Origin of the sequence: Psychromicrobium xiongbiense (assembly GCF_030271165.1) — a bacterium.
Classification (GTDB): Bacteria; Actinomycetota; Actinomycetes; order Actinomycetales; family Micrococcaceae; genus Renibacterium; species Renibacterium xiongbiense.
The window spans coordinates 1-13704 of record NZ_JASSZH010000021.1; the positions used below are offsets into that span (position 1 = coordinate 1).

Sequence of the window (13704 nt, forward strand, 5' to 3'; positions counted from 1 at the left end):
TATCAACAAACACAAAACACACTATTGAGATCTCAAACAACAGACACATTCAAGTAATTGAATTCTTTCCCGAATTCGTTTTCCTCGTTGTATTACTTAGCTTATTGCATTCATTTCTTTCGTGTCAAATCCGCGTTTCCGAAGAATTTTCACGATGTTCATTCATGCGCCCACACATCATCACCTGATTTTCTCTGACTGCTCAAAAGCACACAGATAGATCACTGAAAGTTAGTGGGTGGTTCCCGCTCCGGTGGCGAGTGCCATGTTCCAGGTCATCTCGACACACCCATCGGCGGGCGACTCAGAAGACATTACACGCTCTTCAGAGTCGGCGCAAGTCCACCGGGCAGACCGCCCCTCAGACGCAGAAAACGGCGATTCTGCGTGCAATGACGCGGAATCGCCGTTTCCAGAAACAGGCACCTGTTGCCGCTGGGAGGAAAGAACCTCTCATGATCTAGCTCACTTTTCAGCCCTCATAGTGGCCCTCAAAGCACCATGAGCAAGATCAGCGAGCGGTCACATCCACCATCGCCATGGTGCGCTTGCCCCTACGCAGCAAGGCGTACCGTCCATGCAGCAGATCCTCTGACGAAAGAACCGCATCCAGCTCAATCACTTTGCGGTTATTGACGTAGGCGCCACCTTCGGTGATGGTGCGTCGCGCTGCAGAGTTGCTGTCCACCAGCCCAGAGGCCACCAGGAGTTCAACCAGCCCCAGAGAGTCCGGGCCAACCTGGGCATGCGGCAGCTCCGCCGTCGCCGCCCGCAGCGTCAGTTCATCAAGATCTTCCAGGGCACCCTGACCGAAAATCGCTGCCGAGGCAGCAATCACTTTCTCCGTCGCCTCAACCCCGTGCACCAGCGAGTTCACCTCCCAGGCCAACGCTTTCTGGGCGGCCCGCTCATGCGGACGCTCCGCCGTCTTGCGTGCCAGCTCCTCGATCTCCGCCTTGCTGCGGAAGGTGAAGACCTTCAGGCGGTCCACCACATCGGCATCGGCAGTGTTGAGCCAGAACTGGTAGAACTCGTACGGGCTGGTCATCTCGGGGTTGAGCCAGATCGCGTTCCCTTCGCTCTTCCCGAACTTCGTGCCGTCCGAGTTGGTGATGAGCGGGGTACCTACGGCATGCACCGGCGAGCCGTTGACCTTGCGGATCAGCTCGGTGCCCGAGGTGAGATTGCCCCACTGGTCCGAACCGCCGGACTGCAGGGTGCAGCCGTACTGCCGGTTCAGCTCCAGGAAGTCCAGTCCCTGCAGAATCTGGTAGCTGAACTCCGCGTAGGAAATGCCTTCCTCCGAGTTGAGCCGGCTCGCCACGATGTCTTTCTTGATCATGGTGCCCACCCGGAAGTGCTTGCCGATCTCGCGTAGGAAATCGATGGCGCTCATCGGCGCGGTCCAGTCAAGGTTGTTGACCATACGGGCAGCGTTCACGCCGTCAAAGGACAGGAAAGGCTGCACCTGGGCCTGGATGCTGGCGACCCATTCGGCCACCTGCTCCTTCGTCTGCATGGACCGCTCGGTCGTAGGCCGCGGGTCGCCGATCAGGCCGGTGGAACCACCCACCAGAGCCAACGGCTTGTGGCCAGCCAGTTGCAGCCGACGCATGAGCAGCAGCTGAACCAGGTGCCCGAGGTGCAGGCTGGCTGCGGTCGGATCAAAGCCACAGTAATAAGTGACGGTCTCCTCGGTCAGCGCTTTCTCCAGCGCCGCCTGATCGGTGGAAACCTGGATCAGGCCCCTCCAGAGAAGTTCCTGCCAGATATTGGCAAAGGATTCGTCGTTCTGTTGGCCCTCGAGGAGCTGGGTTCGCGATGCTTCAGACACCAGTCCAAGGTACTACAGCCCGGCGGGTACGCCCTCGGAGGTGATCAGGCGCAGGCGCTGGGTGGGACGAGTCATCGCCACGTAGAGATCCCCCACACGGTCTCCCCGACTCAGCTCCAGCGGTTCCACCAGAATCACGCCGTCGAATTCCAGCCCCTTGGCCTCACGGGCGTCGATCACCACAATGTCCTGCTCCAGCGACCCGGCACCGTGCCCGACCCGGGCACCATACACGGCGCGCAATGCCGCAGTGAGCCCTGCCACCCGCTGTGGGGCGGCAATGATCGCCAGCAGACCGCCGTCGAGTATTCGAAGCTCTTCGGGAACAGCGGCGAGTACGCCCTCAGTCGAGTCGCTGACCTCATCCACGACGGGCGGCCACTCACCTTCACGAACGGCCTTGGGTGCCGAGATGTCCCGGCCGGCAGCATTGGCCACCCGCACCGCGGCTTCCGCGATCTGCGAGGGCGTGCGGTAGTTGACGGTCAGCTCCTCCAGGCTCCAGCGGTCCGCAAAATCCGGCTCGAGCGCCTGCGCCCAGGAATGAGCGCCTGCTTCCGAGGAAGTCTGCGCGATGTCACCGACGATCGTGAAGGACTTGACGGGGCAGCGTCGGGTCAGCAGGCGCCACTGCATGGCGGAGAGTTCCTGGGCTTCGTCGACCACTACGTGTCCGAAGGCCCAGTTCCTGTCGGTGACCGCCCGTTCCGCAGGGTTGAGTCGCTCCTCCCCCGCTGCGTTGAAGGCCGCCAGATCCTCTGCGGTGAGCATGCCGTCGACGCCGGCGTCCGCCATCGACTGGTGCATGTTCTCCAGCGCGTGTTCGGCATTATCCAGATCCCGGCGTCGGCTCGCCTCACGAGCGGCGGCCTCCGAGGCCTTGCCGCCATCGAGCTCACCCAACAGTTCAGCGGCCTCGTCGAGCAAGGGAACATCCGCCTCAGTCCAACCGGATTCCGGATCTCGGTAGAGCAGTTCCCGCTCCGCCTCGCTCAGTTGCGGGGCCGCAGCCTCCAGCAGTGCGGGTTTTGCGAAGAGTTCGGTGAGCAGCTTCTCCGGGGTCATCGGCATCCAGGCCAGGTTCAACGCCACCCGCACGTCGCGGGCGCTCCGCACCTCCTCGGCCAGATAGGACCGATCAGCCGTATTGCCGCCCGCCGATTCCAGAACTTCCTCGGTGAGCCGCTCGGTGAGCTCGCGGAGCAGGATTTTGACGAAGGTCAACCGCGCCTCATTATGCGGCTTGCCGGTGGCACGGGCCTTGTCCCGGGCGCGACGGACCTGCCGCGGCGTGAGCACCAGGCGATGCCCTTCGATCTCAAGCACGCGATCCGCCGCCGGGACGCGTTGCCGGTTCGCCACGGCTGCGGCCACCACCTCGGCCATCACGGCGCGGCCCTTGACCTCCGCAGTCCGGGCTGATTCCCGCGCGGTGGCCCGGATTCCGGGATACAGCCTGCCCAGCGAGGACATGACCACGCCGGTCTCGCCCAGCGAGGGCAACACCCGCTCGATGTAGTTCATAAAGGACGATGACGGACCGACCAGCAGCACGCCAGCGGACCCCAGACGCTGGCGGTGCGTGTACAGCAGGTAGGCAGCCCGGTGCAGGGCGACAGCGGTCTTTCCGGTGCCCGGCCCACCCTGGACCACGAGCGCGCCGGACAGCGGTGCCCGGACGATCCGGTCCTGTTCGGCCTGGATGGTGCCGACGATATCGGCCATCCGACCGGTGCGTTTGGCGTTGAGCGCTGCAAGCAGTGCCCCTTCGCCCTGGTGCTCATGCCCTTCCACCAGCAGCTCGGCATCGAGCACTTCATCCTCGATCGCCTTGACCTCACGGCCGGAAAGAATCAGATGACGACGACGACGCACGCCGAGCCGCTCAAAAGCGGTCGCCTGATAGAAGGTCCCGGCTTCAGGCGCACGCCAGTCGACCATCAACTGGCGGAGATCATCCGTAGAGAGCCCGATACGCCCGATGTATCGCTGCTCCCCCGAGTCGAGATCGAGCCGGCCGAAGACGAGCCGGTCATCCACCCCGTTCAACTGGGCCAGGCGGTCTTCATAGAGGCTCGCAAAGGCATCACGTTCGGAACGGTTCTGGTGCGATCCCACCGAGCCATCGCGGCGCACGCTGGCCAGTTGCTGGAGCTTTTCCTCACGCAGTTCATCCAGCCGGGCATACAGCCCTGCGACGTAGTCACGCTCATGCGCAAGCTCCTCCAAGCCGTGGTGCACCCGCTCAGAATGGGCTACTTCTACTTCAGACATCCGCACGATCCCTTCCATGAGAAAAGCAGACCGTCCATGATACTCGCATGTGCGTGAACACCGGGTAAACCCGAGTAATGAGCTACAACCGGACCAGGGAATGCACCTGTTCACCGGGCAGTGCGTCGCGGCCGTGCAGCTCTTCCAGTTCCAGAACGACGCCCAGGCCGACCACCTCGACCTCCGCACGGGCCAGCAGCCTGCGAGCCGCAGAGAGCGTCCCACCGGTGGCCAGGACGTCATCGAGAATCACCACCCGGGATCCGGGAGCAAGATCGTCGCGATGCAGTTCCAGAGTGCCTGTGCCGTATTCGAGCGCATAGTCCTCCGCGTAGACCTCGCGGGGCAGCTTTCCGGGCTTGCGGATAGTCACCACTCCGGTGCCGCTGAAGGCCGCAGCAGCGGCGGCGAGCAGGAAGCCCCTGGCCTCCACACCCACCACGGCATCGAAGGGTTCCGGGAAGGACGCCACCAGTGCCTCGACCACCCGATGAAAGGCGGGACCGTCGGCAAAGACCGGAGTGAGGTCACGGAACACGATCCCCGGCTTCGGGTAGTCCGGGATCACCGCACAGAGGCCAAGAATCAGGTCACGGACGTCACTCTCCACAGGTTCATTCACGATTCCTGAGGCTACCGCATCTGCGGCAGGCAAGGGGCTCGGTGCGCCGTATCCTCGCGGAATCATGACAAAAACCTCTCCCCTGAACGGGGCAAATGCGCTATGTTTGAGGCCTACCGATCAGCGGTCACCCGGTCGGCACACTCGCCCCCCCTGAGTCTGGAGAATACTTCAATGAAAAAGCTCACCAAGGCCGCACACCGAGTCACCGTACTCGGCGCCGGGATTGCCCTGCTCGGTGTCAGCCTCTTTGTCGCCAGCCCTGCGCAGGCAGGGTCCGCCGTCTGCGGTCAGACCTCAATGGGTACGACCACGACCAGCAGCACGGAAACCGATCCGATGTGTGGCGCCGGAGGCCCCGGAAGCGAACCCCCGTTCTACGGCTGCCCGGTGCGCGATTACAGCACCTGGTACATCCCCAGCTACTGGTGCCCGTAAGTCCGCCCCGGCACATAGCGTGACACCGTGGGATCGCCAGCGATCCAGAAGCGCCAGGGGTAGCTCAGCGAGCCACCTGCTCCGCTGACTCCCACGCGGGGCCCGGACGCCAGCTGCTCCGCCGCGAGCCGGGGCTGAAGTTCCAGACTCACCGTGAGGTTGGCGTCGTCCGGGAGCGTGGGCACGCCACCACGGGACAGGCCCGAACCGGGCAGGCCCATTCCCCGCAGCGGCAGGCCGTTGGCGTTCCGGGCCAGTCCCAGGGCGCTGGCAAGCCGCGCCGGTCCGGAGGCGAGTTCCTTGGCCTTACGCGCCGCCGGGCGTCGACGGTGAGCCGTTTCCAGCCCCTCCACCACCTCGCCCGCGCGCAGTAACACCGCGGAGGAGGTCCCTTCTGGCGCACACACGACGTTTGCACACCAGTGCATGCCATAGGTGAAATAGCAGTACAGGTGCCCGGGCGCGCCGAACATGACCGACGTCCGCGGCGTCCGGCCCCGATAGCTGTGCGAGCCGGGATCCGGTGCAGCAGAATCGTGGGGCCCTTGGTATGCCTCCACCTCCGTCAGACGCACCGTGACCCGCTGCCCGTCCGCGGTCACCGAGGTCAGCAGGGCACCCAGCAACCGGGGCGCCACCGTGACGCTGTCCTGGCGCAGTAACTCTCCCAGATCCGTCATCAGGCCCTTCCTGGACGCCCTACGGCCATGTCCGATTTTCGCTAGATCCTGTCGGTCCCAGCTGACAGGATGGTGGCTATGGACTTCGAACAGTGCTACCGAGCCATCGATTCGCGGGATGCGCGTTTCGACGGACAGTTTGTGACGGCGGTGAGCAGCACCCGCATCTACTGCCGCCCGTCCTGCCCGGCCCGCACACCACGGCGATCGAACGTCACCTTCTACGCCACCAGCGCCGCGGCCCACGAGGCAGGATACCGCGCCTGCAAGCGCTGCCTGCCGGAGGCTGTTCCCGGTACCCCGCAATGGAACGTCCGGTCCGATGTCGCCGCCCGGGCCATGCGGCTGATTATCGACGGCACGGTGGAGCGTGGCGGTGTGGACCTGCTGGCCCGGCGGCTCGGTTACTCCTCACGGCAGCTCAACCGGATCCTGGTGGCGGAGCTGGGAGCCGGTCCGCTCGCGCTGGCCAGGGCGTCCCGGGCGCAGACCGCCCGCACACTGCTCACCTCCACCACCCTGCCGATTGCCGATGTCGCCTTTGCCTCCGGCTTCGCATCGATCCGGCAGTTCAACGAGACGGTCTCACAGATCTTCGATCTCACGCCCAGCCAGCTGAGGGCCACGGCCCGTACGGCGAAGGCCCACACCGTGGATCGTGCGCCCACCGGGACCATTGGCAGCACGCTGACGCTGAAACTGCCCCTACGACCGCCCTACGATCCGGGAATCTTCGGGTTTCTGGCAGCCCGGGCAGTGGACGGCGTGGAACGGGCTGGGGAGCACAGCTACAGCCGCACCCTGTCGCTGGCCCACGGACCGGCTGCGTTCACGGTCAGCATTCCAGCGAGCCTGCAGCACCTTCCGCAGCTGGAACAGGCCCAGGCCATCACTGCCCTTGACCTCACGTCCACGGTCAGCGATCTGCGGGACCTGCCCAGCCTGCTGGCACGCACCCGGAGGCTCTTTGACCTCGATGCCGATCCCGTCGCCATCGATCGCGGCCTCGGGATACCTCTGGCCGAGGCCACCGCCCGGATTCCGGGTCTGCGCGTCCCGGGTGCCGTGGATGGCACGGAAATGCTGCTCCGAGCCATGATCGGCCAACAGATCACCGTCGTGGCGGCACGCACCATGCTCCACCAGATCGCCACCCTGGGCGACGCTTATCCAGCAGTGACCCCACTGCCGCCAGCCAGCGCAGCGGCCGAACAGCCGACGGACAACATCGAGCGTCCGGATACGCCGCCGCTCAGCAGGCTCTTCCCGACAGCTGCTCAGATCGCCGACCACGCGGAACCGATGCTGCGTGGACCGGCCCGGCGTCGTGAGTCAATTCTGAACGTCATGCGTCTGCTGGCCGCCGGTGCTGAAAGCCCGGACGCAGGCCGGTCGGAAGGCGAGGGCGCCCTGGTCTTCGGCGTCCAGGATGACAGGGCTTCACTGGAGGCTTCGCTGGTGCCTCTGCCCGGCATCGGCCCCTGGACCGTGGGCTACCTGGCGATGCGGCTTCTGGGCGATCCGGATGTCTTCCTGGCCAACGACGTCGCCGTGAAAACCGGGATGGCCGCTCTGGGTGTCCTCCCCGAGGCCGTCGCCGATCTGGCCCCCTGGCGTTCCTACGCCACCGCACATTTCTGGCGTGCAGCATCCCTGCGCACCTCAGCACGCACCACTGCTCAACGCTCCCGGAAGGACCTCTCATGAACTCCACCCTTTTCACCGTCACCACCCCCGACGGTCCGTTCACGGTGATTTCGACACTCACCGAACCGCGCGAAGCACAGCCGGCAGGGACTGAACCGACATCCAGTGTCCTGGCCTCCGGTTGGACTGCTGATCCTTCTGAGCTGATCGGCCAGATCCATCCGACCCTGCGTGCCCGCTTTGCCCCCGAGTCGGCTCAGCGCCTTGACAGCACCCTGACGAAGGCGCCGGATCAGGCCGGACTGCGCGCGATTCGTGAGGCTATCGAGGCGTTCTACGCCGATGACTTCGAGCCGATCCGCCGCGTCCCGGTGCTGCAGCATTCCGGGGAATTCCGCACTCACGCCTGGGACGTGCTGCGGACCGTGGCGCCCGGCCATCCGGTCACCTACAGCGAATATGCGCTGCTGGCGGGTCGGCCCGCGGCGGTCCGGGCCGCAGCAGGGGCCTGCGCGCTGAATGCGGCCGCACTGTTCGTCCCGTGCCACCGCGTGGTGAGGCTCGATGGCGGCCTGGGCGGCTTCCGCTGGGGTGTTCCGGTGAAGGAGAGCCTCCTGGCGCGAGAGGCCCGGGCAGCCGGCCTGTCGATGCTCTGAGGCCAGCCGGTTCCCTCAGTGATTCGCGATCTGGCGAAGTAGCGCCCCATAGAAGCCGATGCCCTCGAGATAGCTGCTCACGGGGATGCGTTCGTTCACTCCGTGGATCGTGGCCCTCAGCTGCCCGTTCATCCGGAACGGCGCAAAGCGGTACACCGCGTCACAGCGGGCGGCGAAGTACCGGGAATCGGTGGCTCCCATCATCAGGTATGGTGCCTGTGGAACGCCGGGGAACGCCTCGGCGATCGCCCGGCTCAGGGCCGTATGCGGTGCATGATCGGTCCGCGAAGTCAGTGACGGCCCACCCCCGGCGATCTTCCGCACGGCGACCGCCGGGTCGCGGATCACGCGCTTCAATCGCTCCAGGACGCCATCCACCGTCTCCCCAGGGGCAATCCGGATATTGACGCCCGCGGTGGCCGTGGAAGCCAGCACATTGGCACCCTGGCTGCCTCGCAGGGTGGTGGTGACCGCGGTCGTTCGCACCAGGGCGTTCGTTTCCGGCGAGAGCCGCGTCAGCAGGGCGGTAAGTGGTTTCTCCATCAGACCCTCCCGGCTCAGCAGAGCACCCAGCGGCCTCGCTATCCGCTCCTCGCTGATCAGCGGAGCCAGGGCGGTCAGCATCTGCCGGACCGCCTGAGGCAACCGCGCCGGGAAGGGATGTTTTTCCAGCCGGAGGATGGCTCGGGCCAGCCGGGCCGTGGCACCCCAGCGCGCAGGCATCGAGGAATGCCCACCCGGCATGTGCACCGAGAGCTCGACATCCAGTGTGCCCTTCTCGGCAATGCCCACCATGGCAATGGGCTGGCTGACCCCGGGGAAGGCCTCCGAGACGACTGCCCCGCCCTCATCCAGGACCAGCCAGGGTCGGACGCCGCGCTCGGCCAGCAACTCCGCCGCACGACGGGCGCTGGAGCCGTGCGTCTCCTCATTGTTGCCGAAGCTCAGATAGACATCGTGGGCCGGAACGAATCCCTCGCCCAGCGCCGCCTCCACCGCTTCGAGAATCGCTGCCACGCAGGCCTTGTCGTCGAGAGTTCCGCGGCCCCAGATGAATTCGCCGTCATCGTGCCCGGAGAACGCAGGGTGCGTCCAGTGATCCTCCGGCAGCACTGGCACCACGTCGTAGTGCGCCATCAGAACCGTGGGCTGCTCCGGGCGGCGACCCGTCCAGCGGAACAGGAGCCCCTGACCGTTGACCCGCTCCAGGCTCAGGCTCCGATGAACAAGCGGATAGAAGGCCTCGATCGCCGTGATGAACCGCTCAAAAGCAGCCTGATCCACCAACTCCGGATCCGCACGGGACACGGTGGGAATCTGGATGAGCGCGCTCAGTCGCTCCCTGGGCCCACCGGGGTGGACCGCTGGTGTCATCTGGCCGCCTCAATGCTGATCTGAGGGTCGGTGCTGGTGCTGCGCTCTGGGTCCGAGGCCGGCACCGGCGCTGGCGGAGCGGGCCAGGGTTTGAGGACCGGGAGCTCGACGGCGTCCGCTGCGGCACTGGCGCTGACCTGGCCGACCGGCTGCCGCCCGGCCAGCCAGGCGGCAATATCGGTCAGCATCCCGGTGATGACGATGGTCTTACCGGAGACATTGCCATTTGTCAGGACCAGAGGCTGCCGGCCCAGCGGCTGGATGAGCAAGCGGGTCTTCTCCGGAACCCGCGCCTCCAGGAAGTCGATCAAAGTCAGCGAGAAGGCCTCGCTGAAGTCATTGCTGGTGTAGCCGATCGCCAGGTCCGCGTGGTGCAGCAGAAGTTCACGGGCCATGGCACCCAGCACGCCGGAGACCGGTCCGTTCCAGAATGCCGTGGGCAGGGCAAGGTCCCCCTCATTCAGGGTGGAGACCGCGGCGTTGAGGCGATCGAACGCCTGGCGGACCTCTGCCTCCAGGGCGGGCTGCTCCAGCGCAGCGATCCGGGAGATATCCGCGTTGCGCCCGTCCGCGCCGCCGTCGTACATCACCACCTGCTCATGGCGCAGGGCATACTCGAGCTGACTTGCCACCGCATGGCTCACCCCTCGCAGATGAGCCAGCACATGCGCGCGGGTCCATCCCGGCAGGACGGAGGGTTCGCGCACGGCGGCCTCCGGTGCGGCTGCCAGCCAATCGAGAATGCTGTGGGCAGAGGCGAGCGATTCGGCAACAACGGGCAAGTCGGTGACAGTCATACGCCGATCCTACGTCCGGGCCGTGGGTCTGAGCTGTCCATACACCGACGGGCCGTCAGATGAGGCGAGTTAGACAGCTGCTAACTCACCTCATCTGACGGCCCGTCACGATCTCAAAGGATGTTTACTGCGCAAAGCTCCGGAGCTCGGCCAGCTGAGCCTCGAGCGCGGCCCGCTGATCCAGGACGGCCGATGGCGCCGTGCCGCCCTGCGCGTTGCGGCTCTCCAGCGAGCCCTGGGTGCTGAGCACGGAACGGACCTCGCCGGTAAGGTGCTCCGAGATGGAGGCATAGTCCGCGTCGCTGAGGTCCCACAGCTCCACGCCACGGGATTCGGCCAGTTTCACGGCTGCCCCGGAGAGCTCATGGGCGTCACGGAACGGGATCCCCTGGCGGACCAGCCAGTCCGCCACATCGGTGGCCAGCGCGAAGCCGAGCGGTGCCAGTTCCTGCATCCGGGCGGTGTTGAAAGTCAGCGTGGCGATCATGCCGGAGACGGCCGGGAGCAGCAGCTCCAGAGTGTCTGCGGCGTCGAACACCGGTTCCTTGTCCTCCTGCAGATCCCGGTTGTAGGCCAGTGGCAGGCCTTTCAACGTGGCCAGCAGACCCGTGAGGTCCCCGATCAGGCGGCCTGCTTTACCGCGGGCCAGTTCGGCGACATCCGGGTTTTTCTTCTGCGGCATGATCGAGGATCCCGTGGAGTAGGAATCATCGAGCGTGACGAAAGAGAACTCCTTGGTGGCCCAGAGAATGATTTCTTCGCTCACCCGGGAAAGGTCAACGCCGATCATCGCGGATACCCAGGCGAACTCGGCAAAGACATCACGCGAGGCGGTGCCGTCGATCGAGTTCCAGACAGCCGAGTCGAAGCCCAGATCCGCTGCCACCGCCCGTGGATCCAGGCCCAGCGAGGATCCCGCCAGAGCGCCCGAGCCATAGGGCGAGATGGCAGCACGCTTATCCCAGTCCACCAGACGCTGCACATCGCGCAGCAGAGCCCAGGCATGGGCCAGCAGATGATGGCTCAGCAGAACCGGCTGTGCATGCTGAAGATGAGTACGCCCCGGCATGGCGACCCCGTGGTGCGCCGTGGCCTGAGCCAGCAGCGCCTCAATGGTGGCCAACACACCCCGGGCAATGATCCGGGCATGGTCCCGCAGGAACATCCGACCCAGGGTGGCGATCTGATCGTTCCGCGAACGCCCGGCGCGCAGCTTGCCGCCCAGGGCAGCTCCGGCGCGTTCGATCAACCCGCGCTCCAGCGCCCCGTGGACATCCTCATCGCTCTCAGCAGCCACAAAGGCCCCGGAAACGACATCGGCATCCAGCTGATCAAGAGCAGTGAGCATCCCGGCCAGCTCCTCCTCGCTGAGCAGACCCGCTCGGTTCAGCACCCGGGCATGTGCCCGGGAGCCGGCCAGATCATAGCGGGCCAGCCGCCAGTCAAAGTGGGTGGACTTGCTCAGCGCCGCCAGGGCATCCGCCGGAGCCCCGGCAAACCGGGCACCCCAGAGCGCCCCCTCGTTAGTACTGGACTCGTTGGTACTGGACTGGCTGATACTGGACTGGCTCACAGGCCCGCGATCCGCTGATCCCGGCTCGAGGCGGTCTTGGCGGACATACCCCAGAGCTCAATGAAGCCCTTCGCCTGCGACTGGTCGAAGGTATCACCGGTGTCGTAGGTGGCCAGGTTGAAGTCATACAGACCGGTGTCCGAACGGCGGCCGTTGACCTGAGCCACTCCCCCGTGCAGAGTAAGCCGGATGTCACCGGAGACATACTTCTGAGTGTCTTCGATGAACACATCGAGCGAACGCTTCAACGGGGAGAACCACTGGCCGTCGTAGACCAGTTCGCTCCAGCGCTGACCGACCATCGCCTTGAAACGGGCCTGCTCGCGCTCGATAGTGACGTCCTCGAGGTGCTTGTGTGCGGTGATCAGCGTCATGGCACCGGGGGCTTCATAGATTTCGCGGCTCTTGATGCCGACCAGACGGTCTTCGACCACATCGATCCGCCCCACGCCCTGCGCGCCAGCCCGGCGGTTCAGTTCCTGGATGATCTGCAGCGGGGTGAGCGCCACGCCATCGAGCGCAACCGGCACGCCGGAGACGAAGGAGATGGTGACCTCATCCGGTGCCGGCGGGAATTCCGGGGTGGCGGTGTAGTCGTAGATGTCCTTGGTGGGGGCGTTCCAGATGTCCTCCAGGTAGCCGGTCTCCACGGCGCGGCCCCAGACGTTCTGGTCGATCGAGTACGGGTTCTTCTTGGTCGTCTCGATGGGCAGGTTGTTCCGCTCGGCGTACTCGATCGCCTTATCGCGGGTCAGAGCCAGGTCACGGACCGGCGCGATGCACTTGAGGTCCGGACCCAGGGTCTGGATGCCGACCTCAAAGCGGACCTGGTCGTTGCCCTTGCCGGTGCAGCCGTGAGCTACGGTGGTGGCACCGAACTCGCGGGCAGCCTTCACCAGGTGCTTGACGATGACGGGCCGCGAGATGGCGGACACCAGCGGGTAGTGGCCCTGGTAGAGCGCATTCGCTTTGAGCGTCGGCATGCAGTATTCGTCGGCGAATTCGTCGCGGGCATCCGCCACATAAGCCTCCACCGCGCCGCAGCCGAGCGCACGCTGACGCACGGTCTCCAGCGATTCGCCGCCCTGGCCGACGTCGACCGCCACGGCGATCACTTCGGCACCGGTGGCCTCACCGATCCAGCCGATGGCCACGGAGGTGTCCAGGCCACCCGAGTAGGCAAGCACAATGCGGTCAGTCATCTTTTGTCCTTTCACAGCACAACACACACGTAAAGCATTCAATAATTCACACTTGAGGTCCGGCAGCCTGGTTCAGGTTGCCGGGTCACTAGCCAGTTGTATCCTCAGCCAGCTGCAGGAAGCGCTCGGCAACCGCCGCGCCACCCAATGGATCACGCGTGATGACCACCACCGTATCGTCTCCGGCGATGCAGCCCAGAGTATCGGGCATCACCGAGTGATCAATCGACATGGCCAGGAAGTTCGCCGCCCCCGGCGGGGTGCGCAACACCACCAGGTTCGCCGAGGCCTCCGCGGTGACCAGCAGCTCAGCGCAGAGCTTGGCCAGCCGGGCGTCCAGCGACTCTTTGGACACCGCGGCGTACGGGGTCCGGTCCACCCCGGCCTGCGGAACGGCGTACACCAGACCACCCTCGCCACGGACCCGCACAGCACCCAGCTCCACCAGATCCCGGGAGAGCGTCGCCTGGGTGACCTGGACGCCGTCGTCGGCCAGCAGACCGGCAAGCTCCGCCTGGGACCGGACCGGCTGGGCCGTCAGCAGCGCGGCAATCCGGGCCTGTCGCGCCGTTTTGGTCGCCGGGATCGCGGTCCCGGTCAGCGCATC

12 protein-coding genes are annotated in these 13704 nt (G+C 65.4%); 3 read left to right on the forward strand and 9 right to left on the reverse strand.

Features of this window, described 5'->3' with window-relative positions; all coding sequences use genetic code 11:
• Positions 1-511: 511 nt before the first annotated feature.
• From tyrS to QQM37_RS07960, 3 genes are all read right to left on the reverse strand, one after another.
• Positions 512-1834, reverse strand: coding sequence for a tyrosine--tRNA ligase (gene tyrS, locus QQM37_RS07950; RefSeq protein ID WP_285726319.1), 1323 nt, complete (start codon positions 1832-1834; stop codon positions 512-514).
• 12 nt (positions 1835-1846) lie between these two features.
• Positions 1847-4108, reverse strand: coding sequence for a HelD family protein (locus QQM37_RS07955; protein WP_285726321.1), 2262 nt, complete (start codon positions 4106-4108; stop codon positions 1847-1849).
• 82 nt (positions 4109-4190) lie between these two features.
• Positions 4191-4733, reverse strand: a complete 543-nt coding sequence (locus QQM37_RS07960) for an adenine phosphoribosyltransferase (RefSeq protein ID WP_420030146.1) — start codon at positions 4731-4733, stop codon at positions 4191-4193.
• Between the two features lie 171 nt (positions 4734-4904).
• Here QQM37_RS07960 and QQM37_RS07965 point away from each other — a divergent pair, with 171 nt between their 5' ends.
• Positions 4905-5168 carry a hypothetical protein gene (locus QQM37_RS07965; protein WP_285726325.1) on the forward strand — a complete coding sequence of 88 codons (264 nt, stop codon included), beginning with the start codon at positions 4905-4907 and terminating at the stop codon, positions 5166-5168.
• Here QQM37_RS07965 and QQM37_RS07970 read toward each other — a convergent pair.
• A complete protein-coding gene (locus QQM37_RS07970; RefSeq protein ID WP_285726327.1) occupies positions 5153-5848 on the reverse strand; it encodes a DNA-3-methyladenine glycosylase in 696 nt (231 codons plus the stop codon). The genes QQM37_RS07965 and QQM37_RS07970 overlap by 16 nt on opposite strands.
• 78 nt (positions 5849-5926) lie before the next feature.
• Here QQM37_RS07970 and QQM37_RS07975 point away from each other — a divergent pair, with 78 nt between their 5' ends.
• Both QQM37_RS07975 and QQM37_RS07980 read left to right on the forward strand, forming a co-directional pair.
• On the forward strand, positions 5927-7555 hold the full coding sequence (locus tag QQM37_RS07975; RefSeq protein ID WP_285726329.1) for a DNA-3-methyladenine glycosylase 2 family protein: 1629 nt from the start codon (positions 5927-5929) through the stop codon (positions 7553-7555).
• Complete coding sequence (locus QQM37_RS07980; protein ID WP_285726331.1) at positions 7552-8151, forward strand: methylated-DNA--[protein]-cysteine S-methyltransferase; 600 nt, start codon at positions 7552-7554, stop codon at positions 8149-8151. The genes QQM37_RS07975 and QQM37_RS07980 overlap by 4 nt, the downstream gene beginning before the upstream one ends.
• Before the next feature lie 15 nt (positions 8152-8166).
• On the opposite strand, the gene QQM37_RS07985 is transcribed toward QQM37_RS07980, so the two are convergent.
• The 5 genes from QQM37_RS07985 to QQM37_RS08005 form a co-directional block, all read right to left on the reverse strand.
• Entirely contained in the window at positions 8167-9525 is a 1359-nt protein-coding gene (locus QQM37_RS07985; RefSeq protein WP_285726332.1) for a M20/M25/M40 family metallo-hydrolase, read from the reverse strand.
• Complete coding sequence (locus QQM37_RS07990; RefSeq protein WP_285726334.1) at positions 9522-10322, reverse strand: maleylpyruvate isomerase family mycothiol-dependent enzyme; 801 nt, start codon at positions 10320-10322, stop codon at positions 9522-9524. Before QQM37_RS07990 ends, QQM37_RS07985 begins: the two co-directional genes overlap by 4 nt.
• Before the next feature lie 124 nt (positions 10323-10446).
• Complete coding sequence (gene argH / locus QQM37_RS07995) at positions 10447-11895, reverse strand: argininosuccinate lyase (protein ID WP_285726336.1); 1449 nt, start codon at positions 11893-11895, stop codon at positions 10447-10449.
• Entirely contained in the window at positions 11892-13097 is a 1206-nt protein-coding gene (locus QQM37_RS08000; protein WP_285726339.1) for an argininosuccinate synthase, read from the reverse strand. The genes argH and QQM37_RS08000 overlap by 4 nt, the downstream gene beginning before the upstream one ends.
• 88 nt (positions 13098-13185) lie before the next feature.
• Positions 13186-13698 (reverse strand): arginine repressor, encoded by a 513-nt coding sequence (locus tag QQM37_RS08005; RefSeq protein ID WP_285726732.1) that lies wholly within the window; start codon positions 13696-13698, stop codon positions 13186-13188.
• Between the last annotated feature and the right edge of the window lie 6 nt (positions 13699-13704).